General features: G+C 61.1%; 19 protein-coding genes and 2 pseudogenes. 16 read left to right on the top strand and 5 right to left on the bottom strand.

All coding sequences use genetic code 11. From position 1 onward, the window contains the following. The 9 genes from JJE66_RS35125 (at position 1) to JJE66_RS35085 (ending at position 8343) form a co-directional block, all read left to right on the top strand. On the top strand, positions 1-837 hold the full coding sequence (locus tag JJE66_RS35125; RefSeq protein ID WP_200520363.1) for an ATP-binding cassette domain-containing protein: 837 nt from the start codon (positions 1-3) through the stop codon (positions 835-837). Positions 838-867: 30 nt separating this feature from the next. After that, entirely contained in the window at positions 868-1449 is a 582-nt protein-coding gene (locus JJE66_RS35120; RefSeq protein WP_200520362.1) for a flavin reductase family protein, read from the top strand. Positions 1450-1718: 269 nt separating this feature from the next. Continuing rightward, a complete protein-coding gene (locus JJE66_RS35115; protein ID WP_197965674.1) occupies positions 1719-1910 on the top strand; it encodes a hypothetical protein in 192 nt (63 codons plus the stop codon). A 300-nt stretch (positions 1911-2210) separates the two neighbouring features. Further along, complete coding sequence (locus JJE66_RS35110; RefSeq protein ID WP_200520361.1) at positions 2211-3311, top strand: ABC transporter substrate-binding protein; 1101 nt, start codon at positions 2211-2213, stop codon at positions 3309-3311. Then, positions 3289-4308 (top strand): ABC transporter permease, encoded by a 1020-nt coding sequence (locus JJE66_RS35105; RefSeq protein WP_200520360.1) that lies wholly within the window; start codon positions 3289-3291, stop codon positions 4306-4308. The genes JJE66_RS35110 and JJE66_RS35105 overlap by 23 nt, the downstream gene beginning before the upstream one ends. Beyond that, complete coding sequence (locus JJE66_RS35100) at positions 4302-5099, top strand: ABC transporter ATP-binding protein (protein ID WP_200520359.1); 798 nt, start codon at positions 4302-4304, stop codon at positions 5097-5099. The genes JJE66_RS35105 and JJE66_RS35100 overlap by 7 nt, the downstream gene beginning before the upstream one ends. Beyond that, complete coding sequence (locus JJE66_RS35095) at positions 5093-6277, top strand: acyl-CoA dehydrogenase family protein (protein WP_200520358.1); 1185 nt, start codon at positions 5093-5095, stop codon at positions 6275-6277. The genes JJE66_RS35100 and JJE66_RS35095 overlap by 7 nt, the downstream gene beginning before the upstream one ends. A gap of 27 nt (positions 6278-6304) precedes the next feature. Next, positions 6305-7405 (top strand): LLM class flavin-dependent oxidoreductase, encoded by a 1101-nt coding sequence (locus JJE66_RS35090; protein WP_200520357.1) that lies wholly within the window; start codon positions 6305-6307, stop codon positions 7403-7405. Next, positions 7402-8343 (top strand): ABC transporter substrate-binding protein, encoded by a 942-nt coding sequence (locus tag JJE66_RS35085; RefSeq protein WP_200520356.1) that lies wholly within the window; start codon positions 7402-7404, stop codon positions 8341-8343. Before JJE66_RS35090 ends, JJE66_RS35085 begins: the two co-directional genes overlap by 4 nt. A 21-nt stretch (positions 8344-8364) precedes the next feature. Here the strand turns inward: JJE66_RS35085 and JJE66_RS35080 are convergent, their stop codons facing one another. Beyond that, positions 8365-8619 (bottom strand): hypothetical protein, encoded by a 255-nt coding sequence (locus JJE66_RS35080; RefSeq protein ID WP_200520355.1) that lies wholly within the window; start codon positions 8617-8619, stop codon positions 8365-8367. A 1242-nt stretch (positions 8620-9861) separates the two neighbouring features. On the opposite strand from JJE66_RS35080, the gene JJE66_RS35075 reads away from it, so the two are divergent. From JJE66_RS35075 to JJE66_RS35055, 6 genes and pseudogenes are all read left to right on the top strand, one after another. Further along, entirely contained in the window at positions 9862-10140 is a 279-nt protein-coding gene (locus JJE66_RS35075) for a response regulator (RefSeq protein ID WP_246756788.1), read from the top strand. 40 nt (positions 10141-10180) lie between these two features. After that, positions 10181-10393: a hypothetical protein gene (locus JJE66_RS35070; protein WP_200520354.1), complete on the top strand. Its 213-nt coding sequence runs from the start codon at positions 10181-10183 to the stop codon at positions 10391-10393. Positions 10394-10420: 27 nt separating this feature from the next. Beyond that, a pseudogene (locus JJE66_RS38325) lies at positions 10421-10690 on the top strand (hypothetical protein); the annotation flags it as partial. 258 nt (positions 10691-10948) lie between these two features. Continuing rightward, positions 10949-11425 (top strand): Lrp/AsnC family transcriptional regulator, encoded by a 477-nt coding sequence (locus JJE66_RS35065; RefSeq protein ID WP_200520353.1) that lies wholly within the window; start codon positions 10949-10951, stop codon positions 11423-11425. A 1179-nt stretch (positions 11426-12604) separates the two neighbouring features. Further along, positions 12605-13234, top strand: coding sequence for an NYN domain-containing protein (locus JJE66_RS35060; protein WP_200520398.1), 630 nt, complete (start codon positions 12605-12607; stop codon positions 13232-13234). Between the two features lie 756 nt (positions 13235-13990). Continuing rightward, positions 13991-14386 carry a helix-turn-helix domain-containing protein gene (locus tag JJE66_RS35055; RefSeq protein ID WP_200520352.1) on the top strand — a complete coding sequence of 132 codons (396 nt, stop codon included), beginning with the start codon at positions 13991-13993 and terminating at the stop codon, positions 14384-14386. 215 nt (positions 14387-14601) lie between these two features. Here JJE66_RS35055 and JJE66_RS35050 read toward each other — a convergent pair whose 3' ends face one another. Further along, entirely contained in the window at positions 14602-15861 is a 1260-nt protein-coding gene (locus JJE66_RS35050; protein WP_200520351.1) for a Glu/Leu/Phe/Val dehydrogenase, read from the bottom strand. A 1538-nt stretch (positions 15862-17399) separates the two neighbouring features. After that, positions 17400-17576 (bottom strand): hypothetical protein, encoded by a 177-nt coding sequence (locus JJE66_RS35045; RefSeq protein ID WP_200520350.1) that lies wholly within the window; start codon positions 17574-17576, stop codon positions 17400-17402. Positions 17577-17587: 11 nt separating this feature from the next. Here JJE66_RS35045 and JJE66_RS35040 point away from each other — a divergent pair. Next, positions 17588-19268: pseudogene (locus JJE66_RS35040) on the top strand (MFS transporter); the annotation flags it as partial. Between the two features lie 1576 nt (positions 19269-20844). On the opposite strand, the gene JJE66_RS35035 reads toward JJE66_RS35040, so the two are convergent. Together JJE66_RS35035 and JJE66_RS35030 are read right to left on the bottom strand one after the other, a co-directional pair. Beyond that, positions 20845-22641: an IS1634 family transposase gene (locus tag JJE66_RS35035; protein WP_200520349.1), complete on the bottom strand. Its 1797-nt coding sequence runs from the start codon at positions 22639-22641 to the stop codon at positions 20845-20847. Between the two features lie 361 nt (positions 22642-23002). Next, positions 23003-24103, bottom strand: coding sequence for a hypothetical protein (locus JJE66_RS35030; RefSeq protein WP_200520348.1), 1101 nt, complete (start codon positions 24101-24103; stop codon positions 23003-23005). Positions 24104-24364: the final 261 nt, after the last annotated feature.

The raw sequence follows: 24364 nt of genomic DNA, 5'->3' as shown, positions 1-24364 counted from the left end.
ATGCAGACAGCGCTTCGTACGTCCCTTCCCGAGACCGAACTCGCCAGCCGCGCCAATTCTGCACCTCACGCCCGTGTGGCGCGTGATGAGCGGCCGCTCCATGTGAGTGGCCTGTCGCTCAACATCCGGGGCCTGCGAAAGTCCTTCGGCGACAACGAGGTGCTGCGCGGTATTGATCTGCACATTCCGGCCGGCCAGTTCGTCGCGATCGTGGGCAAGAGCGGGTGCGGCAAGAGCACGCTGCTGCGCCTCATCGCCGGCCTGGCAAGGATCGACGCCGGCAGCATCAGTTTTGGTGACGAGGTCCAGGCAGAAGATATCCGCGTGATGTTCCAGGAGCCGCGGCTGTTGCCCTGGGCGCGGGTGCTGTCCAATGTCGAGGTCGGTCTCGGCCGCGATCGTGCATCCGATGACGCGCAGTTGCGCGCAGAGAAGGCGCTCACCGAGGTCGGGCTCGTCGACAAGCGCGACCAGTGGCCCTCGGTGCTGTCGGGCGGCCAGAAACAGCGCGTGGCGCTCGCCCGCGCGCTGGTCTCCCGTCCGCGCTTGCTCGCCTTCGACGAGCCGCTCGGCGCGCTGGACGCGCTGACCCGCATTTCGATGCAACGGCTCCTGGAGCGGGTCTGGCGCGACCAGGGCTTTACCGCGATCCTGGTGACCCATGATGTGTCGGAGGCCGTCACGCTGGCCGATCGCGTGCTTGTGATCGAGGACGGCCGGATCGCGCAGGACGTGACCGTCAACGTACCACGGCCGCGCGAGCGCCGATCGGTGGGCCTTGCCGATCTCGAAGGTTCGATCCTGCGCGCCCTTCTCTCGGGCGATGAGCGAATCTAGATACGACAGGCCAAACCGAGCGAGTCCGCCATGAATGCGCTTCCCCGTCCTCTCGTCATGGATCCCGCCGTTCCCGCCGCAGATTTTCGTGACGCCATGCGCCATCTCGCCGGCGGCGTCAGCGTCGTTACGGCCGGGCGGGGCAGGGACATAACCGGCATGACGGTGACCTCGGTGACGTCGCTCTCGGTCGATCCACCGACGCTGATCGTCAGTATCAATCGCGACGCCTCCTCGTTTCCGCTCATCCAGCGCCTCGGCACCTTCTGCGTGAACGTCCTCAATGCCGATCAGCTTGACATTGCCGAGCGCTTTGCCGGCAAGGGCGGGCTGAAGGGCGCCGCCCGCTTTGCCGGTTCCGATTGGAGCTCAAGCTTGTCGGGCGCTCCCTTGCTCGTCGATGCACTCGCCGCGCTCGATTGCGAGGTCGAGGAGATCGTCGAGCGCCATTCGCACGGCATTGTCATCGGTCGCGTGCGCGAGATCCGAAGGGCGGCACGCAACGCGGCACTCGCTTATTGGAACGGCCAGTACGTCGCGATTGATCACGAAGAGGATGCGGCAAGAATGGCTCAGGTCAGCATGTCCTCGCCAAGGCGTTCCCTTCCCTAAGACTAAGGCAAATCGGCGCATGCCTGCACTCTTCAAGAATCGACTTGCCGCGCCTTAGACAAATTCTTGGTGGCCGTTGGCTCATAGCAAGGCACCGAAGTTGGGTGGACGCGTGAAACTGGTCTCGCAGAGAAGCGAAGGCGGCGTACGCCACTCTATAGTGCAGTGCCGCATATCTGTCGCCACCGGCGGCTGTTGTTGCTGCTAAGCCTTCCTAAGTAGAAGATAGGGTATCCGAAGAACGCCGAAGTGGCGGCGAGCGGCCAGTCATGACTGAAGCCTACATCATCGAAATCAACGACCGTACTGCCGGCATCATCAAAAAGGACAAGCGATGCTTTCGCTTCTTCTCCTCCGAGCATTTGTTCGACAGCCTGGAAGGGCGTGAGTTCCGTTCGCCGCGTGATGCGGAGCGCGCTGCACGCGCGTTGCTCTCCGAACGACCTCGTCCCCAAGGCTGACAATTTCCTTGAGGTCTGAGGTGAGCGACCGGGAAGTGATCGGAGCGATCCGCGAACATGAAAATCGTTTCGTCGTTTGTCGGCACGACGAAGAGAGAATGACCTTGCCGCTCCACACATTCGAAATTCCATTTCATTGACGATACGCCAAACGCGCGGCATCCTTTCCGTCTCGCAATCACGAGGCGAGTGATCGCCCCGGGAAAGTCTTTCTCTCAACGCAGCTCCGCACGGAACATGCGCAGTGCCCGGCGCTTGCGCAAACGGCGAAGCTGTGTCCAGCGGCAGGATCCGATACCTATGAGAGACGAAGAGAAGCGCCAGCCGACCAAACTCGATCGGCGACATCTGTTGCAGGCGGGTCTGGCGGCGGCATTCGCGGCGCCGCTCGGAACCTTGGGCGCCGAGGCCTTTGCACCGGGCGGGCTCACACCTGCGATCGACTTCTCGGAATTCCCGTTGTGCCAGACATCTTCCAATGTGCCTGCGCTGACAGGTGCTCCGCGTAAGCTGAAACTGTCCTGGAACGCAGGTGCGGTCTGCCTCGCGCCGCTGCCTGTGGCCATCGATCACGGCTTCTTTCAGAAGCAGAATCTCGATGTCGAGCTCGTCAACTACTCCGGCTCGACCGATCAGCTCCTCGAGGCGATCGCGACCGGGAAGAGCGACGCCGGCCTCGGCATGGCGCTGCGTTGGCTGAAACCTCTCGAGCAGGGGTTTGACGTCAAGATCGCTGCTGGCACCCATGGCGGTTGCATGCGCGTGTTGTCGCACACCGGTTCCAGCGTCGACAAGCTCGCCGACCTCAAGGGCAAGGTCGTCGCGGTCGGCGATCTCGCGGGGCCTGACAAGAACTTTTTCTCGATCCAGCTCTCGAAACTCGGCATCGACCCCATCAAGGAGGTCGATTGGCGAGCCTACCCTGGCAACCTTCTCAATGTCGCGGTCGAGAAGGGCGAGGTGCAGGCCTTCCTTTCATCCGATCCGCTGGCCTATCTCTGGTTGAAGGACAGCCAGTACAAGGAGGTCGCCTCCAACCTTAACGGCGAATACCGCGACAAGAGTTGCTGCATCGTCGGCCTGCGCGGCAGCCTGGTCCGCGAGGAGCCGCAGGTCGCCCGCGCTATCACGCAAGCACTGCTCGACGCGGCGATGTTCACCTCGCAGAACCCGACCGTGGCCGCGAAGTCGTTCCAGCCCTATGCCCCGAAGGCGGCGTCGCTCGCCGATCTCGAGGGCATGGTGCGCTATCACACCCACCACCACCATCCCGTCGGCGAGGTCCTGAAGGGCGAGCTCAAGGCCTATGCCGACGATCTGAAGAGCGTCTCGGTGTTCAAGCAGAGCACCGATACTGCCAAATTCGCGGAGCGCATCTATGTCGACGTATTCGCTGTCTGACGGCCTGCCCTCGAGGGCGCCGCGCTCCGCGCGCGAGCCTGGGCTCAATTGGTTGAAGGAATCGGGCGCGGGTCTCACCGCTAGCCTGACGTGGGTCGGCTTTGGCCTGTCCTGCCTGTGGTGGGAGGACGTCGGCGACTGGTCGCGGACGCATTCGCTGGGGATTGCGGCCCTCGTCATTGCGGCGTTCGTCCTGTTCGGGACGGTCGGCGCTGACTATCTCGGTGCCGCTGGTTCGGCGCTCCGCAAGCGCGCGCCGTGGCTTCTGGCGCTCGGCGTGGCTCTGTCGGTCTGGGAGGTCGCGACGGCCAAGTTCGCCTGGCTTCCGCTGCCCTTTTTTCCGCCGCCGCAGGCGATCATGGAGGTCTATACCGACGATTTGCCGAAGCTTCTCGACAGCGTCTTCGCCTCGGTCAAGCTCCAGCTCGGCGGCTATCTGATCGGGGCGACGGTCGGCTTTTTGACCGGTGTCTCGATCGGCTGGTCGCGCGCGGTCGGCTATTGGGTGCATCCGGTGCTGCGCTTCATCGGGCCGCTGCCGGCAACCGCATGGCTGCCGATCGCGTTCTTCACCTTCCCGTCGAGCTGGAGCGCCTCGACGTTCCTGATTGCACTTGCGACGGGCTTTCCCGTGACCGTGCTGACCTGGTCTGGCGTCGCAAGCGTCAGCAGCGCCTATTATGACGTTGCGCGCACGCTGGGCGCCAGGCCGTCCTTCCTGGTGCTGAAGGTCGCGATCCCCGCCGCGCTCCCACACGTCTTCGTCGGCCTGTTCATGGGGCTTGGCTCCTCCTTCGCCGTGCTCGTCGTCGCCGAGATGATCGGCGTCAAGGCAGGGCTCGGCTGGTACCTGCAATGGGCGCAGGGCTGGGCCGCCTACGCCAACATGTACGCCGCGCTGATCGTGATGTCGCTGCTTTGCTCCGGCGCGATCACGCTCTTGTTCGCGGTCCGCGACCGCCTGCTGGTCTGGCAGAAGGGAACCGTCAAATGGTAGCAGCAGCGACAGCCGAGGCGATCGCCCATCCGCCCGCCGGCGCCGCGCTCGACATCGAGCAGGTGAGCCACGCCTTCGACATCGACGGCGCCGAGCTGCCGGTGCTCTGCGACGTCAGCATCTCCGTCGAGCCGGGCGAATTTATCGCGCTGCTCGGCCCGTCCGGTTGCGGAAAGTCGACGTTGTTGCGCCTCGTCGCCGGCCTCGACAAGCCGAAAGCGGGGACGCTGCGCCAGGATGAAACCCGGATCAGAGGCCCGCATCCTTCCCGCGTCGTCGTGTTCCAGGACCCGACGCTGTTTCCCTGGCGTACGGTCTGGGACAATGTCGCACTCGGGCTGGAAGCCCGGGGCATCCTGAAGAGCCAGCGTCAGCGTGTCGATGCCGCGCTCGATCTCGTTGGCCTGTCGGCCTTTCGCAACGCCTATCCGCATCAGCTCTCCGGCGGCATGGCGCAGCGCGTGGCGCTGGCCCGCGCGCTCGTCAATGATCCCAGGATCCTTATCCTCGACGAGCCGCTTGGCAAGCTGGACTCGCTGACCCGCATCACCATGCAGGCCGAGATCGTCTCGCTCTGGCAGCGCAAGGGTTTTACCACCCTGCTCGTGACCCACGACGCCGAGGAAGCGCTGTTCCTTGCCCATCGCGTCATCGTCTTCAGTGAACGCCCGGCCCGCATCAAAGCAGACATTCGCGTCCAGCGGCCCTATCCGCGCCATCGCGGCGATCCCCATCTTGCCGATTTGCGCCGCCAGATCCTTGGCCTTCTGGGACTTGACGCCACATGGTGACGCCGGCTGGAAATTCGGCGGCCCGAGAGGGGGTGGTGCAGCCCGTTTCCGACTATGTTGGGCGCGCGCTGGTTCTTGCGTTGGGGTTTGCAGAACGCGCGGCCCGGCACGATCGCGACGGCAGCTTTCCTTTCGAGAATTTCAGGGAGCTATCCGAGGCGGGCCTGTTGTCGCTGACCGTGCCGGCTGCGCTTGGCGGGGCCGGCGCCAGCGTGAAGCTTGCGGTCCGCATTGTCGGCATCATCGCCAAGGCGGACCCATCCACCGCGCTCGTGCTCTCGATGCACTACATCAACCATCTGGTGATGGCCCGGAGCCCGACCTGGCCGGATCGGCTGTCACGCAAGCTCGCGCGCGAAACTGTCGAAGGCTTGGCGCTGGTCAACGCGCTGCGCGTCGAACCCGAGCTTGGCTCGCCCGCGCGCGGCGGTTTGCCGGCGACGGTCGCGCGGCGCACCGAGACCGGCTGGCGCCTGACGGGACACAAAATCTATTCGACCGGCGCGCCGATCCTGAAATGGTATCTGGTGTGGGCGCGGACCGACGAACCTGAGCCTCGCATGGGACAATTCCTTGTCCCGGCCGGCCTGCCCGGCACACGCATCGTCGAAACCTGGGATCATCTGGGCCTGCGCGCCTCCGGAAGTCACGACGTGATCTTCGACGACGTCGTGATTCCGCTCGACTATGAAATCGACCTACGCAGGCCAGCGGATTGGCGCGGCCTCGACGTCACGCAGGCCGCCACGCATAGCGTGTTCATTGCGGCGATCTATGACGGCATCGCGCGCGCCGCGCGCGATTGGCTGATCGGGTTCTTGAAACACCGCATACCCTCAAGTCTCGGGGCACCGCTGGCGACCTTGCCGCGAGCCCAGGAGATCCTCGGCGGCATCGAGGCGCGGCTCGCGGTGAACGCGCGCCTCATCGACAGCTTCGCCCGCGACTTCGATGACGGGATCGCGCTGTCACCGGCCGAGTCCAATGCCATCAAGCTCACCGTCACCAATAACGCCATCGCAGTAGTCGATGATGCGCTCGCGCTGACGGGCAATCACGGGTTCTCCCGCGCTAACCCGCTCGAGCGGCACCATCGCGACGTTCTGTGCGGCCGCGTGCACACGCCGCAGGACGATTCGACGCGCCTCACCCTCGGCCGCGCCGCGCTGGGATTTTGAGCTTCTGGAACAAAGCAAGGAGACGACATGTCCATCGAGTTCATCGGCTATATCGGTAACAACAATTCATCGGAAACCATTGTCCGCGAAGGACCGGTCCTAAATCCGACCCATATCGAAGCGGTGGCGAAAGCGCACGAAAACGCCGGCTTCGACCGGGCACTCCTGGCGTTTCACTCGACGACGCCCGACAGCCTGCAGGTCGCCCAGCATGTGCTGGGAGTGACCGAACGGCTCAATGTGCTGATCGCGCAACGTCCCGGCTTCACCGCGCCGACCCTGCTGGCGCGGCAGTTTGCGGTTCTCGACCAGTTCTCGCGCGGTCGCGTTGCGCTGCACGTGATCACCGGCGGCAATGCGACGGAGCTGCGCCAGGACGGCAATACGCTCGATGACAAGGACGAGCGCTATGCCCGGACAAGCGAATTCCTCGACGTCGTGCGGTTGGAATGGACCAGCGACAAGCCGTTCACATACAAAGGCAGATACTACCAGGTCGAGAACGGCTTCTCGCAGGTCAGGCCGTATCGTCCGGAAGGAATACGCGTCTATTTCGGCGGCGCCTCGGATGCCGCGATCGATGTGGCCGGCAAGCACGCCGACACCTTTGCGCTTTGGGGCGAGTCCTACGCCCAGGTGCGCGATGTCACATCGCGCGTTCGCAATGCCGCGGTCAGGCAAGGCCGCGCGACCCCGCGCTTCAGCCTGTCGGTGCGGCCGATCATCGCGCCAACGGAAAAGCAGGCCTGGGAAAAAGCGGAGGCGATCTTGGCGCGCGCCACCGCGCTGCAGGACAAGACCGGCCACCGCAAGCCATCCGACGGCCACGCCACGGCCGGCGCGCGCCGTCTTCTATCGCTGGCCGATCAGGGCAGCCGGATCGACAAGCGATTGTGGACCGAGATCGCAAAACTCACTGGGGCCAACAGCAACAGCACGGCGCTGGTTGGCACGCCGGAGCAGGTCGCCGAGGTCTTCGGCGATTATTACGACCTCGGAATCAGCCATTTCCTGATCCGCGGCTTCGATCCCCTGATCGACGCCCTCGAGTACGGCCGCGAGCTGATTCCGCTAACCCGCGAGCTTATCTCCAAGCGGCAGCTTGCACGAGGGGGGGCTGCGGAATGATCAGGCTGATGCTGGCCGGCGCGCTGCTGCTCCTTGGTAACGAGGCCGGGCAAGCGCAAACCATCCTGCGCGTCGGCGACCAGAAGGGCAATGCGCAGGCCGTGATGGAAGCGGCAGGCGTCCTGAAGGACGTGCCCTATAGGATCGAGTGGAAGGAATTCGCAGCGGCAGCGCCACTGCTGGAGGCGCTCAGCGCCGGCGCAATCGAGACGGGGCTTGTGGGCGACGCGCCCTTCACCTTCGCTGCGGCGGCAGGCGTACCGGTCAAGGCGATTGCGGCGATCAGACAAACCGGGGAGGGGCTTGCGATTCTTGTACCCGAAAAATCTCCCATCAAGAGCTTTGATGATCTGCGCGGGAAGAAAATCGCAACCGGCCGCGGCTCGATCGGCCATCAACTGATTCTGGCCGCGCTGGAGCAGATGGGCTGGAAGGCGGATGACGTGCAGATCACGTTCCTTGCGCCATCCGATGCCAAGATCGCCTACAGCCAGGGTTCCGTAGATGCCTGGTCGACCTGGGAGCCCTATGTCAGCCAGGAGGAGGTGCTGTTCAAATCGCGCCGCGTGATCACCGCGGAGGGATTAACACCAGGGCTCAGCTTCCAGGTCGCCACCTCGGGATCCATTCGCGATAAACGGCCCGAACTGACCGACTTCATTAGGCGGCTCGCGGCTGCAAGGACCTGGTCGCTCAACAACACCAACAGCTATGCCGAGACGTGGGGCAGGCTGATGAATATCCCGGCCGTGGTGCCGCTGAATTGGCTCGCGCGCGCAAAGGTGCGCATTGCGCCGATCGACGACAGTGTGACGAAAGACGAGCAGAGCACGATCGATCTCTACTGCCGCTGGGGTCTCATCAAGCGGAAGCTTGATGCCGCGGATATCGTCGATCGCTCCTTCGCGGACGCAATCGCCAAGGGAGCAGGCTTGTGAGCCGCCGCCACTGGCGCTGGACTAGGCGCGCCGGCGCGTCACGTCGGTCTTTCTGCTGACGCTGTGGAGCTCGCGCAGTCGTACCGATAGCTCCGCCGCGGCCGCTTGCAAGAAGCATGCAACCTCGCGACGGCGCGGTTCGCCCATGCGCGACTCGATCGCGGCCACGCTCAACGCGCCGGCCGGCTTTCCGTCAGCACCGATGACGGCAACGCCGATACCCCAGGAGCCGGATACGAAGTTGACAGCGAAGCCCGCGCGGCGTGTCTCGGTCACCAGTTGACGCAATCGGCCCGGCGAATTAGCGGGGAAGGCTTCGGCCAGCCGCGACGCGCTGAGGGCATTCTCTTGCTCATCGAGGAGCAGGGGAATTGGCTGACGAAGTTGCGCCGCGCCGAAAGAATTCGGACAATCTCAGTCAGTCTCGCACTTGAAGCATCGCCACACTGGCGGGCCCTTATCATTTCGCGGCGAAGTCAAGGTCATCGCGTTCTTGCAGCGTGGACAGATCGGACATGAGTCCGACCGAAGCACTTTATCGGTTCGTTGCGCGGCCATGTCGGTGGTGATCTAGCTGGGAAGCTCGGGCGATGGCGACGAAACCGATTCACTTAGCGGAGTTGAGCCGCCCGGCGCATGTTCCGCCAACCGTTCCGCGAATTCGAGAATCTCGTTCCGTCTGGTCTCACCCTCTATCCGGAGAAACGCCCGTATCAGCCGAAGTCCCTGCAAGTCCAGCAAGCTGGATGAATTATCATGGTTCATGTGCCAACCCTCCCATCTGCGCTGCCTCTCTAGTCAAATCCGCCACCGATTGCAACTGAGATATGACATCACTACAGGTTGCTAAATATTTCTCTGTTTGCGGCGCGCCACATTGTTGACCTTCTGCGAGGGCGTCTGTTCGATAACACGCCGGTGCTCGTGGCGACCGGGGGGTTCTGGGCCGAGCTGGATGGCGACTAGCAGAGCGCGTTCGTCCATGGTCGCATCGCGGAACAAGCCGCAGAATGAGACGATCGCAGTGTACTTCAGATCAAGTGCATCAGAGGAGGCGGATTGACCAAGGTCTCACGATCCGCTGCACGACGTGGATGTTTTCGAGTCGGTCTTGATCTCGATCGGGCGCCCCCCGTCTCCTCGCCGCCATCTCAACCGGGCCGGCGGAGTTCGCTGCTAGCGCCCTGCAGTTCCGACGGCAGGACAGCGAGTTCTGCAACTTGCAGCGTCTCCCGACGGCCCCATTGTTCGGAGAGGTTCGTAACCGGGCGCGGGGGTACCGAATTGCTCGGGCGGTGCTCGACCAACAGGAGCCCGCTCCTTCCTTCCTTCGAAGGTGCTGGCCTTGGGCGCCAGCGTATCCCACTCGGCTCGCATGGAGCGTAGCCCCGCCTTTGGGGGGCTTTTGGGGGCTTGGGAGGCGGAGCCACGCAGGCTGCGCATTTGCGCGCGAACCCGATGAATCAACCCGGCACCACCCAGCTCGTTCCTCTCCCGCGGACGGCAGCGAAGTCTCCAATGGGCTCGCAAAAGCTAAAGACTCTCGCCTGGGAAAGCGGCATGATTGGCCTCTGTGGGGTTTCAGGGATGGCAGCCTCGATCAGTGAGCGGCCGATGTGTCCGGTGTGCAAGCACCGGATGGCGTTGGCTCGCATCTCTCCCGGCGAAAGAGGGATCGAGGAGCGCACCTTCGAGTGCTCCACCTGCGAACGTATGGAGGTGGTGTCCTTCGCAGTGGATCCGATGAAGACCGATGCAGTGGGCTGGCTCGCCGGCGAACTGAAACCACCGCAATGACGTTCGGTGGAAGCTTGAGCAAGTGTTGGGGGGTGGCGTGATGGACGAGGACTTCTGCAGAGAACAGGTGGAGCGCATTCGTGCTTTGGCCGAGCGGGCCGATCCCTTCACTAGGCGGCGTTTGCTGGCGCTGGTCGGCCGATACGATGCAAAGTTGGGTGGGCCCTCGCGGGCCTCCAGGCTCTCCGAACGGCCACTGCCGGTGCGCACCACGCCGCCGGCGTCGATCTTCTCCGGGTCGGGCGAGGCATGAGGAAGGACAGCGTCGAAATCCGATGCGACGCCCGAGAAGCTGTCGGAGAGTTCCTCGACCATCGCCGCAGCCGTGGAAGAGCAGGGCGCCGCGACGCAGGAGATTTCCCGCAACATCCGGCAGACCGCAGAAGGTACCCCAGCGCGTCTCCACCAACATCATTACGTACAGCGCGGTGCCATGGAGACTCGTTCGGCGTCCTCCTAGAATCTCTCGGCAGCACAATCGCGTTCTAACGAAAGTCGTCATCTCGAGGACGAAGTCAGCCGATTCCTGAAAACAGTACGCGCTGCTTGAGTGAACCGCCTGTTCCCATGTGTCCGGGTCCAGGAGGTTTCGGAGCTCTTGCCGGGCGACCTGGAGCGCTGCTCGATCGTCTTCAGGTAGACGATCACAAGCAGCACTTCGGCAATCTCAAGAAGTTCGGCCAAGATCCGATCTTTTACGGGATTCGCCATTGTTGAAATCACCCTATGCATTTTGAGATAGTGTTTTGGATGCTTTTCTGCGCCGTTCAGCCATTTCGCGGTGAAATTCAGCGGAGCTGGGACCGAGATGCCATACGACCGAATCGACGCCCGCATCCTTGAGATCGTGCAAAAGAATAATCGTCTGACTTCCGAGATGATCGGCGAAATGGCCGGACTGTCTGCCACCGCGTGCCAGCGACGCCTGAAGAGGCTCCGTTCGGAAGGCATCATCGAGGCCGATGTCTCAATTGTTTCGCCGAAGGCGGTGGGACGGCCTATTCAAATGCTTGTGCTAGTGACTATGGAGCGGGAGCGCTCAGATATCATCGATAAATTCAAGAAGGCCATCAAATCGTCAGCCGAGATCGTCAACGGATTCTACGTCACGGGAGACGCCGACTTCGTCCTATATGTTACCGCCGCTAGCATGGAAGAATATGAGGAGTTCACTCGACGATTCGTCTATGTGAACCCGGACATCAAGGGCTTCAAGACGATGGTCGTATTGGATCGTGTAAAAGCGGGCTTTGCTATTCCAGTGGAGATTCCGTGCGAAGAGTGACCGAGCTCTGATAGGGTGATCTACACCGCGGATAGATGCGTATGCGCGTTTTTTCCTCGCTTAACTCGCTTACATCGCGAAAAGCCGGCCCGCATGCTCTTCTAATGTCAGGTCAATTCCAAGCTGGTCTTGATCCCTCCGGAATTGGAATTGGCATCCAATTCGAGGGCGCCTACGCATGCGCTTGATCCGCTCTCCGCTCGCAAACTAGGAGGATTAAAAAAGCATGATAGCCGCCGTGCTTTCACATCGTCGAGAAATCCTTCCAGAGGACCTCAAGGTCGCCCTCCTGAGATGCTGTTCTGGGCGGTGCAAGCTCGCGATTGCCATCTGCAACCCGCGAGCGACTTCCGGCTGCTATCTCTGTTGCTGGAGGACGGGCAGAGGCTCCACCTCGCGGTGACGACGGCGCGGCCATGATTCTTTACGACGTCTTTTGTACGAGACGCTTCACCGAGATCTCGAACGAGAAACGAGATTGCTCGTTCGTTACGTACTGTATGTGTCGGAGCGCGGCATGCGGGACCAAGGTATTTGTTGCTGGATCCCTGCCCCTAACGTCGTATGGTGAAGTCATCCCTTGCTATTCGGAAGGTGACGGCGGTCCGATATCCGTCATGAAAGACAGCAACAGCAGTCGCATCGGAGATGACAGATGAACAGCGCGAACTGTCGTGCGGAAAGCAACAAGATTGCGCAGCTTAAACAGCTGGTTGTGTGACTTTCCGAAAATGTCCTGCGCAACCTCGTAAAGAGGGGCGGGGGCGACAATCGGGACCCCCGCGTGTCTCTGAGCCACGCTGAAGCGCCGCTCTGTTTTCCAGCAGAGTGACTTCCCGCCGCTGGGGCAAGGGAAGCGGCCCGCCTTCGTGCTCCATGGGGTGGGGCTCTTAAGTTTCTAGTTGCAAGCGCGGGATGCGCCAGGAGACACATTGATGACGGACTGGACTGATCAAGCGCGCCTTGTTGAACCGATGGCCGCGATTGCTTCTGAGCTGCGCTGATGTTCGACTGTGACGGCGAATTTTGGTCACAACTTGCGGCTTATCTGTCCGCCCTGATTGTCGCGTTGTCTGTGTTGTACAGCATTGGTCAGCTTCTGATAGCGGACAATCGTGAACTATCTCTCAACCTCGGATTAGTTTTTGGATGGATCGCACGCGGCCTAAGCTTAAACCAATGAGTGGCGGGGGCGGCCAAACACCAACCTCGCCATCCGACAAAATCGCGCTCTTTATCGACGGCGCCAACCTCAACGCAACCTGCAAGGCGCTTAGCTTCGACATCGACTACAAGCGCCTACTCAAAGAGTTTCAGAACCGCAGCACGCTGCTGCGGGCGTTCTATTACACGACGGTTATCGAGGATCAGGAATGTTCGTCGATCAGGCCACTCGTCGATTGGCTCGACTACAACGGCTACACAGTTGTCACCAAGCCAACCAAGGAATTCGTCGACGCCAGCGGCCGCCGCAAGGTCAAGGGCAATATGGACATCGAGCTTGCGGTCGATGCCATGGAGCTTGCCAAGCATATCGATCAGATGGTCCTGTTCTCGGGCGACGGCGATTTCCGCTCCCTCGTCGAGGCTGTGCAGCGGCGCGGCGTACGGGTGACTGTTGTGTCCACGATTGCAAACCAGCCGCCAATGATCGCCGACGAACTTCGGCGGCAGGCGGACGAATTTATCGACCTGGCACAGTTGAAGCTGAAGCTGGGTCGCGGTCCGTCCGAACGGTTAGGCCACCGTCAGGAGGAGCGCCGAGGCTCGAAAATCGGAATGCCAGTCTCTGAGCGACCTGCCGACTAACAAGCAGGGCGGAGATATCTACGCCGCGACGGTGATGACCAAGAACCCGGTGATCCCCGAGATCGCGGCGATAAAGCATGCGCTTCGTGCCCGCAAGCGAACCACTTGCCTTCTGGCTTGCGGACATCGTGCTCGCCCATTGCCTAAAAGGCCGATCGTCGTGCCGCTGGCCGCCGTCAGGTGCGTCGCACCGATCTGAACGCTGGAGGCAAGCCAGGCCGCGTTGACGAGGGCTGGCTTGCGGCCTGTGTGGTGGCCTATGCACGCGCCGCATCCCGATCGCGCATGACGGAAATCTTCCTGATGACGCGCAGCCTACAGCGCCGGCAAAACGGCAAGCGACCGCAGCATGCGCCGACGGCAGCGCGAAACGTTCGCTGATCGACCAGTCGGCTCGGAAAATAACCTATCTGATCATCTCCCAATGGACACTAGCCACGGTTGTACCGACGACGACACCCTCAATATATTGGAGCCTTCCGTTGAAATACGGGAATGAGGCTGCACCGCGAGTAAGCATATGGCTATAATTCATGACGACTAAGCTCGCGCTAGTTGTGGTCCGGCCAATATTTTGCCAAATGTGGAAGGCAGGTGTCAGCAGGCACCTTGGCGCGATCGACTTTAGGTAGTCGGTACTAAGATGCATCGGCTACGCGAATGCGCTTGGATACCATCCGAGCTTTAACGCGGTACATCATGGACGAGTCCCTGACTAAACCGGCCAGGGATCTCTTATTGAGGACGGTCACCAGAATGAACAGACCTGCAGCAAAGAAGATGAAGCAACGCAGTGCCGGTAAGCCGGACATGGAATTAGGTAAGCGGATTCGTCTGCGGCGCGTCGAGCAGAAGATCTCCCAGGCAGAGCTTGGCGACAAGCTTGGCATCAGCTTCCAGCAGGTTCAGAAGTACGAAAAGGGTGTCAACCGTGTTGGCGCCGCCCGCCTACAGCAGATTGCAAGCGCGCTCGACGTGCCGGTCACCTTCTTCTACGACGGCGACAACAAGACCCGCGAGGTCGACAGCCTCCTGTTCATTGACAGCGCCTTCAGCCTGCGGTTGCTTCGCGCCTACAGCAAGATCAAGGACCAGACCGTGCAACGTCAGCTGGTGTCCTTGATGGAATCGATCGCCGCCAATGAGGATTGAGCGGCGTCGGCCCGTCTCGTGAACGCAATCGAGCAGCCAGCGCGGATCGGCCGGCGGCCGGGACACATGATTTGCCGGTCGGAGCGGGGGACTATCGAAGGGCTGCGATCGTAGGATGGCAGCCCTTCTTCCCAGGGCGAGAATCTTCAGTCGAAAACACGGAAGGATCAACCAACCGAGTCAGTCGATCACGACGCAAACTTGCTTGAGCACGGCTACGGGAACAGTCCACGCGTCTCCTTTGCGCCGCGTACCCGTTCCACGCCGATGGCCATAGCGGCGGTGCGGTTAAACACCTTATCCTGCTTACTTCGCGACAATACGCGCTCAAACGCTCGATCCAGAATCTGATACTCCCGCTGCATCACCTCTTCCTCCTCCCAGAACAATCGCTGAAGATCCTGAACCCATTCGAAGTAACTAACGACCACACCTCCAGAGTTGCACAGGATATCCGGGATCAGGAAGATCTCTTCCTGACGCATCTCGAGGACTCGATCGGCTTCTGGCGTGGTCGGGCCATTGGCTCCTTCGGCAAGTATGCGGCAGCGCAGCTTACCGGCGACTTCGCCGTTGATGACGCGCTCCACCGCGGCTGGAACGAGTATGTCGCAAGGCAACGTCAGCATCTGAATTGAATCAGAAGCCAGTTCGTTGGAATAGCCTTCCAAGCTGCCTTGCGAGGCTGCATGCCGGATCAATTGGGGGATATCGAGACCTCCCGGGCGATGGAGCGCGCCGGTATGATCGCTCACCGCGATTACTTTGACTCCCATATTGTGCAGCTCGAGTGCCGTGATCGATCCGACATTTCCGAAGCCCTGCACGATGGCCGTGGCGCCATCGAGGCGAATCTCGCGCTCATCCGCAGCACGACGAACCAAATGAGCGACACCTCTCCCCGTGGCTTCGCGACGTCCCAATGTGCCGCCGGCGGTCACGGGCTTGCCTGTCACGATTTCTGTGACTGTTTGTCCCTGATACATTGAGTACGTGTCCATGAACCAAGCCATGATCTGCTCATTGGTGCCCATGTCGGGCGCCATCACATCTGTATGTGGGCCAACAAATGGAATCATTTCCTGCATGTATCGACGCGAAAGCGCTTCAAGCTCGCGTTTCGACAGGCTTGAGGGATCGACGCTGATACCTCCCTTGGCTCCGCCATACGGCAATCCAACCAGCGCACACTTCCAGCTCATCCAGATTGCTAGTGCCGCGACTTCGCCGAGATCAACGCTCGGGGCGAACCGCGTGCCACCTTTGGTCGGGCCAAGCGTCAAGTGATGCTGCACACGATAGCCCTCGAAGACGGCCGTCGTTCCATCATCACGATGAATGGGACATGAGACCGTGACAGCGCGCTTCGGCATCAATAGCCGAGCTCTCTCGTTTTCCGGTATGCGTAGATAGTCTGCGATTACTTCGAATTGCTTCACGGCCATGTCAAAGACCGGCCCACCGTATACGGTCACGTTCGCTCCTTAGTCTGAAGTTGCATGCTGGGGGAAGAGGCAGCGTCTGTATTGTAGTTTCCGAACACGTTCATTCCACGGGGGCGATAGACCGCGCTCCAGGGCGCGCAGCAGTCGTCAGTCACGGTGCCAGTTGGCCCCATCTTTTGCCCCTCCTTGCGCTCTCAATGGAGTTCCTTCGTTGCCCGCCGGGGCGGACAAGATTGGCATAAAGCCCAGCCCGCCACAGACTGACACCAAACCACCCGATAGGCGACGACAATCTCGCGCGATCACTGCGCGCTTGTCTGAATCTCATATTGATAGGTGCGTGATTTGGAGGCACCCCGCCATCGACACGGAAGCGCACCGTGAATGTCGCTCCGCCTGTCGGTTGCAAGTTATCTCGATAGAGTGCGCCCCGACCGGGTGCACACTTCGTACGGGACGGACCAATCTGCGCGCTCAAAGTCTTTCGACATTCTTCTGTGTTGGACGGCGATCTCCTAGCCCTAAACTATATCAAAAGATCGCCGGTTCTTGCAATCGATGAGAGAATTTGCAAACCGAGCGTGTCGGGAGAGACCATGGTGAAAGACGATTCTTGCCGTCGTCGCTGTTTCCAGATTGACGACGCATCCACAAGCCATTCCGGCATGACGTTTGTCGAATGGCTTGGAGAACAAATGCCTTGTGGCAGTGCTACGCGCGTTGCTCAATGCAGCAGAACTGCAAACGGAAATGCCGATGCAGGTCGTAGCCGAGCCGCGCCGACGCTTGCAGCGGGTTTGCGTAGTGGGCGCAACGATATCCCCTCTTGTCCGCGATGCCGTAACCCGATGACGCTCGTTCCGCAAAAAAACGACAAGAAGCCGCCCCTCTGGCGTTGCTTCAAGTGCGAAATATCCCATAACGTCCCAGTCAATACCGTCCCGGTATCCTGCATGTATCGGGACAGTTGAGCTTTCGCCAGGTGAGATGCACTTACAATCGGCGGGGGTTGCCCTCTTCGAGACCTCGGTGTCGACGATAATCTCCACCCGATCGAGAGACGCACTCAGGTCCTTGCGACCACGCGCGGTGTTGGCTTGTGCTTGCCACCCGCCCAAGACAGCTCGATGTCAATCGCCTCGTCGAATACGGAGGCAATCTGCTTGTCGACCGGAGAAGGATCATGATTGCAATAGCGCGAGAGTGGCAATCGGTCCTTGGGCTGTTTGACAGGTTATCCCGATAATCATTATTCGACTCCCATGTACTATTCCTGCGTTGTCCTGGGAGCGGCGCAGTTTTTCAGCATATCGAGCGACAGTACGCTGACTTGCGGCGAAATAGGTGGTCCTAATTCCCTTGTGGGCGTTGTTATGATGTTAGCAGCACGAGACTGCGCCATTCAGGCTTTGCGAAATGTCCGACCCATGTCCCAGCCGCCAGAGAACCTGCCTAGCGCTGGGTCCTTGTCCAGTCGGACCAGCATTGCAGAATTGGCAGGGCATATTCGGAAGATCCTCTACGCTGAGAGAGCGCAGATATCACACCGGTGATGGGGACCTTCCTGGTCAATCAGCGATATTGCCCTTGTCATTCAGCCGCAGCGCGGCGGAAGCAGCCGGATGATTGACTCCGTCAAAAGCGATCGACGCATCGCAGTTCACGATTGCTCTGTGGTTTGGACGCGATATCGCGTTGGGAACATCCTTGTGATCCGCGACCGGAATCGAGTCATGATAAGTCATCACGAGTCGATATGACCGATCCAGCCAAGCCTCAGACGTGTAGCGCCGACGGCATCGCGGCGCCGCTGCGGCACGCCACCTTCCGCCGGATCTGGCTTGCGAGCCTCCTCTCCAATCTCGGTATCTTGATTGGAGGTGTGGGAGCCGCCTGGGCGATGACGCAGATGACGTCCTCGGCCGACAAGGTCGCGCTGGTGCAGACCGCGCTGCTGCTGCCAGTGATGCTGATTTCGATGCCCGCTGGCGCGATCGCCGATATGTATGACCGGCGCGTCGTGGCGCTGGTTGCGCTTAGCATCGCTTTGGCCGGCGCAACCGCCTTGACGGTGGTCGCCTGGCTTGGCCTGGTCACACCGAACCTCCTGCTCATGCTCTGCTTTGTCGTCGGCAGCGGCATGGCGCTGATGGGACCGGCCTGGCAATCGTCGGTCAGCGAACAGGTACCCTCGGAAGCGCTGTTGCCTGCGGCCATCGCGCTGAATGGCATCAGCTACAATATCGCGCGCAGCGTGGGTCCGGCGATCGGTGGGATCGTGGTGGCGACCGCGGGTGCAGTAGCAGCATTCGCACTCAACGCCTTGCTCTATCTGCCGTTGATGGTCGCGTTGCTCCTGTGGAAACGCGTCAGCGCACCCTCGCGCCTGCCGCCCGAGCGACTGAGCCGCGCCATGGTGTCTGGTCTGCGCTACATCACGAATTCGCCATCGATCAAGATCGTGCTGGCCCGCACCCTTGTGACGGGCGTCGTCGGCGGCGCGATCACTGCGCTAATGCCGCTGGTGGCGCGCGATCTTCTGCATGGCGATGCGCAGACCTACGGGATCATGCTCGGCGCCTTTGGCCTAGGTGCGGTGGCCGGCGCGCTGAACATCACCGAGCTCCGCAAGCGGCTGAGCGGCGAGGCCGCAATCCGCGCATGCGCGCTGTCCATGGGCGCGGCGATCGCCGCGGTTGCGCTCAGCCGCCAACCGGTGTTGACCGCGGCAGCACTGGTCCTGGCAGGGGCCGCGTGGATGTTGGCCTGGGCCGTCTTCAACATTGGCGTGCAGTTGTCGGCGCCGCGCTGGGTGGCCGGCCGCTCGCTTGCCGCCTATCAGGCGGCAAGCTCAGGTGGAATTGCCGTCGGCAGCTGGGGCTGGGGTCATCTGACCGACGCGGCCGGAGTTGAGACCGCACTGCTGGTGTCGGCCGCCCTGATGCTCGCCTCACCACTCATCGGTCTTTGGCTGCCCATGCCTCGCGTCGGCGCGAGGGAAGAGGAAGTTGAGCTTCTAGCCGATCCCGAGGTACGGCTCGCCTTGACCGGACGCAGCGGGCCACTCGTCGTCGAGATCGAATATCGCGTCGCACAGGACAATGCACGGGAGTTTCATAATGTCATGCAGGACGTTCAATTGTCTCGCCAGCGCAACGGCGCCTATGGTTGGTCGATCGCGCGAGACATTGCCGATCCCGAACTGTGGACGGAGCGCTATCACTGCCCGACTTGGTTCGACTACTTGCGCTGGCGCAATCGTTCGACCCAGCCGGAACGTGCACTAGAGCAGCGGGCAATTCACTTCCACGTCGGCCCTGCGCCGGTACGCGTGCGTCGCATGCTAGAGAGGCCGTTCGGCTCAGTACGCTGGAAGGGACGACTCGCCCGACCGCGTGACCGCCGAAATGCTGCCGGAGATCCCAAGCAGCAAGGGCCGTACGCAGCCGGCCGCTCCGGCTGATCAGATGACCGAGCGTGCCGAGAGTTACCAGAAAGCCGCAAGCGGTTCAAAATGACAGACGCCCGAGTTTCCAGCAGGTTCGTCCTCGATCCGCAATCGTGCGACACTTGATCCGATTGCGACCGCTACCGCATTCACACCAAAGCCCGCCACATCCATGCAAGAAGCAGCCATGGACGTCCTAATGTCTACGTCGACCGCTATCACCAGGAATCAGGACTGATCCACCGTCAGACACGCAGCCAAGGCTTGAAGACGATGGCTAGCCGTTGGCCGTAAAGGGATATGCGACTGATCTGATCACAATGGTCCCGAGGATGCGGGCAGAGTACGTGCGTGCTGTGCATATAGCGCTGCCCACCAAGCGGTTCAGCGCCGTACCAACATCCCGCACCGGGCCAGTTCGACAATCCAACCCAAAACGCACCTGAAAGTCAGGGCACCAAAAGATGCACCGAAGCTGCTCGGATATGCGTGGCATTTCATCCTCGCCTAACGCCGCTTTGGCCTCGTCCCGATTGGCGTCTCGTCGAGCCAATTTAATGTGGCGTTTATCCTTACGAGTACGCGCGCGATTTCATCTTGCTCAAGCAAACTGGGTTCCTCTTGCAGCCGCTCCAATAGCCGCTGCTTTCGCGCGAGGAGTTCTCCAACAGTCGGCGTCATTACCCTCTCTCGTTTAAAGACAAATAGCCGTGCCTGCAACTGGCTGGTCTGTTGTTAGTTCCGGTGCCGCACGACCAGGTTGACTGCGTCTCGCATAACACTGGCCAAGGAGCTGTCCCTTTTCGAGGCTGCGGGGTTGCAAACGTTTTCGTATCTCATCGGCGCTTGGGCCTCGGATCGCGATTTGATTCGCTTCCCCTCCCGTCCATCTGCCCAGCCGCCCGTTCAATGGGCTGCGTCCGTTTATCTGCCGAAACGCTGACAATAGAACGCTCGATCTGCGAGAGGTGCGAAGAAGAGATAGCTATTTTATTGACCATCAACACCGCCTATCAGAGAGTCAATTGGGGAGTGGGACTGCAACAATGAGCACGGGGCGACACGTTGGCGGTTGTGCCTTTCACTAAGTGGCTCATGGTCAATAGACATGGGCGCCCGAGGTCCGAGCGCAGCTGACGTTCCGGTCGATCAACAGATAAGCTTGACTCAGGTAGCTGTCATCCGATGAAAGGGATGGTGTGAAGACTGCGGTCCTTGTTGCTCCGAAGCGGGGTGCGATGGGGATTCGGTTAAAGCGCTGTTTTCCACGCGATCATCACGAGATTTCGAATGAATGCTCTTACCCCCTGGTCCAAATGGATGGTTGCGGCGCTGGTCGGTGCAGTCGGTCTTATGTCGACGGCCGCATCCGCCGGTCCAACGCTTGAGAGGATCAAATCGAGAGGCCTCATCAAGGTCGGTGTCGGCACCACGCCGGGCTTCTTCGCGCCGGACGACAGTGGCCGGTGGCAAGGGAATCACGTCGCGTTGTTCAGGTACAGACCCTAGCCCGTCTTCGCGGATTGGCGGGATTTGGAGGGACCCGCTCGTTGTAAATCAATGACTTAGGTCAAAAGGTCTTCACTACGGCGGCTGGTTTGGTTGATGTCGGCCTTGGTGATCCTTGGCGGCGGCTGCGGTGGCAGGCGCAGCTTGAGCCGGTCGATCAAGAGCTGAAGTTCGGGTTCGGGGTGCGTGTAGCGAGTGAGCAAAATCTCGCGCCCGTCGGTGGTCGGCAGATGGACGTCGATCATCTGGACGGCGGCGAACTTTTCGAGCGCGCTGCGCGCGGTCAGTCCGGGTGCCAAAGCATGAAGGCGACGCGTGAGCGTGATCTGCATGCAGTAAGCTAGGAAGGCGACGAAGATGTCGGCCTCGATCCGCTTCTCGTCCTGATGGAAGACCGGACGGATGGCGAGGTCGCCTTTGAGATTGCGGAACGCCTCTTCGACAGCGACGAGTTGCGTGTAGTATTGCCATAGCTGGGCGGGATCGTTATCGGTGAGATTGGTCCGCAACAGATAGCGCCCCTCGCGCCGGCGCGTTCTGCGCAGCTTGCTGCGATTGAGCGCGAAGGTGAAGCTCGGGCGCTGCTTGTCAATTTCGATGTCGACAAGGCGCCAGGCCGCCGGTGCCCTGGACCGAGCGCCGCCGAGCTTCATCAGCAGTTCTTCGCGCGAGATTTCCATGACGGCGATTTGCCGGAGCCGCTTCCAGAGCCACTTCAATTGCCGCCGGCGCATGGCGCGTTCCTTAGTGACGCGATCATGGCTCTGCGCGAAGACATAGAGCTCGCCGTCCTCGGCCAGAAGCTTGACCTTCACGCCCTCGCGCGCATTCTGCCAGGGCTTGTCCACGAGGTGCTTCTCCAGGCGGTTCAGGCGGCCCTTCGGCGTTCCGACCAGATACTGCACCGGCGGATCGCTGTTGCGCATCTCGGCCAGCACGGCCTCGGTCGGCACGCCGCGATCCATCACCCAGACCCGGCGCGCCTTGCCGTATTGCTGCTCGATCTTGCCCAGGAACATCCGCAGCGTCTTGCTGTCGGCGGTGTTGCCGGGCAGCACCTCGTAGGCCAGCGGCAAGCCGTCGGGCGTCACCACCAGCGCGATCACCACTTGCGGGCAGTCCGGCCGCTTGTCGCGGCTGTAGCCGTGGCGACGCTTGCTTCCCTCCGGCAGGTCAGCGGCGTTGACCTCGAAGTAGGTGCTGGTCAGATCGTACAGCAGCACGTCGAAGTCGGCGTTGAACAGATCGCGCCAGCGCCCGACCAGATGCGAGAACAGCGCCTCCTTGTGCTCAAGCAGCAGATCGTGGCAGGCGTAGAGCTTGTGTTCTTCCGCTAGGCCGAAGTCCGCTCCCAACAGATCGGCCATCGCACTGAGACCGAACCATTGCCGATGCAGCCGCCACTCGCTCCCCGGCGCGATCAGACGATAGGTCGCCAGCACCTGCAGGATTTGATCCCAGCGTGTTCGTTTCCTGCTCGGCGGCAGCCGATCGGCCCAGAACCGATCGAGCTGAAGCTCCTGCCACAGCTGTCCGGCCAACCAACAGGCGCCCCATTGCCGCGGACGGTGAAGCCGCATCTCGGATAGGCGAAGCTGAACGACGGACGCATCGCCCGCGACCACCTTGCATCGATCCTCCGGGAACAGCGCCAATGTCCGAGCCCGGCCAGCGTCCTCGTCGAATACTTCGATCGCCTTGCGCCAGCTCGCGGCCTGCGAAGAGTTGATCTCGCCGAGATACAGCACATGCCGCTGCACCACGCGGCCGTCATCGAGACGCTTGTTCTCCACCACGCTCCAGTAGTGGTGCGTCTTGCCGTTCTTCTTTCGCTCGGTGCGTCGGAGAAACATGACGCGGCGAATCTATCCGCACCATGCCGCGCTTGGGAATCCGGTAGGTCTTCACTACAGCCGTTCTTGGCTACAATCGAAGACCTCGATCGTTGCAAATCAACGACTTAGCAGTCCAAAAAATCTCGAAATCAGCGTTTTCAAACGCGAATCCGCGAACTCGGGCTAGGGCTCCTGGGCAAGCGGGAGACAGCATCATGGTCGCAGTGCCGTTACCTGGCCATTCCGCGCGTCTCTTGCGGGAGCGGGCGGAAGCGCTACGCTAAGGGTTTCGGCCCACCGATACTCGCCGGTGAGGCGAAAAGCCTTGGAGCGCGACGAGACCGATCTCTACCAGGGTTTGCCATCACCAAAGTCCTCATCAGAACCCGTAAGACCGTTCGGCCCAGCGCAGCAGCACGCGCGCATCCCGATCGGGTAAGACCACGCGCTGGTCACGCAGACCCTTGGCGATTGCTTGACCAACCTCTGGCTCAACCCGATTACCATGGGTCATCAAAAAGAACCAACCGAATGGGACGCCGATCCGACGGTCGATGGCTTCGACGCGATCCATCAGGATATGAACCGAAGCGTCGCCAGCGATGAGCCGGTCTTCCGGCAGTTGCAGTGGGCGCGGCACGAATCCGATCTCGCGTGTGCCTTTGTTGTCGTAGTCGTAAATGTCGAGCGCCCAGTGCGCGTAGACCCGCTCGGCCGAAGCACTTGATTCTTCCCAATCCTGGAAGAAGCGATTCTCTCGGGGCACGAACTCGAACCAGTCAGGCTCCAATTCAAGAAACGGGGTCTCGGTCGTGCCCTCCCGTGTCACTTCCCGCACCACACGGCGTTCCATCTCCGGCCGCTGCGCCTCGCGCTTGTCGCGCTCGAGGCGGGCGCGCCGCGTCAGGAAACTGCGGACATGGACGACACTGTTGCCCACGCTCCCAAGCAGCCGATAGAGTGGACCTGCGATGACCTTGTCGTCGGACATCTCTTCGTGGGTGATCCATGACGGATCGAACAATTCGACCTTGCCCCAAGGACGATATGTCGGGTTGACGATCGGTCCGGCGCACCATTCAACTTCCCGGCCGAGACGGATTTGCACATAGCCGGCCGCGCCGGGTCCAGTCGGCGCGAAAGCGTAGACGCTGTTGCCATGCCATTCCGAAATCTGAAGATCGCTCTCGCGCAATCGCGTCCAGAGTGCACCAATGTCGTCGTTGTCCTTGGCAAGCTCCGCCTCCATCCACGGCCGGTATTCTGCGATCCGTGTGCCGTCGGCGGCGAGCACCGAGCGCGTGTCGCGCCAATATTGGTCGCCGATGTTCGCCGTAGAAAACGGAAATCCGGGAAACGCCTCTGTCAGCGCGGCCGCCAGCGCCGCTTCGTCAGCTCCGGTCGGAAGACGTGTGAGAACCGTCTCGATCGTGGCGGGATCGGGCAGACGCACTGGGATATTTTCCGAAGCCTCATCCATGATTGATCCTATCCTTGAAGGTTGTCGAATTTTGCTCGTTTGCTAGCCTGTCCTGTTCACCGCGCGTTCGATCTCTTCCATCGACGCGAGGATCTGCTCGAACCGGCGGACCTCACCGAAAATGATTGGCGCCATCCTCGTGTCGTCCGTGCGAGTGCATCGATCCAGCAGACCCAAAAATCCCTGTCGACGTTTTCAATCGGCGCACCGTGGGTTGTCCGAACGGTGTTGCACTTTTCGGACATCTCATTCTCCATTTTG

The sequence above is a fragment of the Bradyrhizobium diazoefficiens genome, from assembly GCF_016612535.1.
Lineage (GTDB): Bacteria > Pseudomonadota > Alphaproteobacteria > Rhizobiales > Xanthobacteraceae > Bradyrhizobium > Bradyrhizobium diazoefficiens_C.
Note: the sequence above shows the minus strand (reverse complement) of the source record. Positions and strands in the feature narration are given on the sequence as shown.

What these genes read in the sequence shown, in the direction of transcription:
- JJE66_RS35030 (WP_200520348.1), bottom strand. Translation starts at nt 24,103, where the DNA reads ATGGATGAGGCTTCGGAAAATATCCCAGTGCGTCTGCCCGATCCCGCC.
- JJE66_RS35065 (WP_200520353.1), top strand. Translation starts at nt 10,949, where the DNA reads ATGCCATACGACCGAATCGACGCCCGCATCCTTGAGATCGTGCAAAAG.
- JJE66_RS35095 (WP_200520358.1), top strand. Translation starts at nt 5,093, where the DNA reads ATGGTGACGCCGGCTGGAAATTCGGCGGCCCGAGAGGGGGTGGTGCAG.
- JJE66_RS35060 (WP_200520398.1), top strand. Translation starts at nt 12,605, where the DNA reads ATGAGTGGCGGGGGCGGCCAAACACCAACCTCGCCATCCGACAAAATC.
- JJE66_RS35070 (WP_200520354.1), top strand. Translation starts at nt 10,181, where the DNA reads ATGGACGAGGACTTCTGCAGAGAACAGGTGGAGCGCATTCGTGCTTTG.
- JJE66_RS35045 (WP_200520350.1), bottom strand. Translation starts at nt 17,576, where the DNA reads ATGACTTATCATGACTCGATTCCGGTCGCGGATCACAAGGATGTTCCC.
- JJE66_RS35110 (WP_200520361.1), top strand. Translation starts at nt 2,211, where the DNA reads ATGAGAGACGAAGAGAAGCGCCAGCCGACCAAACTCGATCGGCGACAT.
- JJE66_RS35100 (WP_200520359.1), top strand. Translation starts at nt 4,302, where the DNA reads ATGGTAGCAGCAGCGACAGCCGAGGCGATCGCCCATCCGCCCGCCGGC.
- JJE66_RS35035 (WP_200520349.1), bottom strand. Translation starts at nt 22,641, where the DNA reads ATGTTTCTCCGACGCACCGAGCGAAAGAAGAACGGCAAGACGCACCAC.
- JJE66_RS35105 (WP_200520360.1), top strand. Translation starts at nt 3,289, where the DNA reads ATGTCGACGTATTCGCTGTCTGACGGCCTGCCCTCGAGGGCGCCGCGC.
- JJE66_RS35055 (WP_200520352.1), top strand. Translation starts at nt 13,991, where the DNA reads ATGAACAGACCTGCAGCAAAGAAGATGAAGCAACGCAGTGCCGGTAAG.
- JJE66_RS35085 (WP_200520356.1), top strand. Translation starts at nt 7,402, where the DNA reads ATGATCAGGCTGATGCTGGCCGGCGCGCTGCTGCTCCTTGGTAACGAG.
- JJE66_RS35125 (WP_200520363.1), top strand. Translation starts at nt 1, where the DNA reads ATGCAGACAGCGCTTCGTACGTCCCTTCCCGAGACCGAACTCGCCAGC.
- JJE66_RS35090 (WP_200520357.1), top strand. Translation starts at nt 6,305, where the DNA reads ATGTCCATCGAGTTCATCGGCTATATCGGTAACAACAATTCATCGGAA.
- JJE66_RS35120 (WP_200520362.1), top strand. Translation starts at nt 868, where the DNA reads ATGAATGCGCTTCCCCGTCCTCTCGTCATGGATCCCGCCGTTCCCGCC.
- JJE66_RS35115 (WP_197965674.1), top strand. Translation starts at nt 1,719, where the DNA reads ATGACTGAAGCCTACATCATCGAAATCAACGACCGTACTGCCGGCATC.
- JJE66_RS35075 (WP_246756788.1), top strand. Translation starts at nt 9,862, where the DNA reads ATGGGCTCGCAAAAGCTAAAGACTCTCGCCTGGGAAAGCGGCATGATT.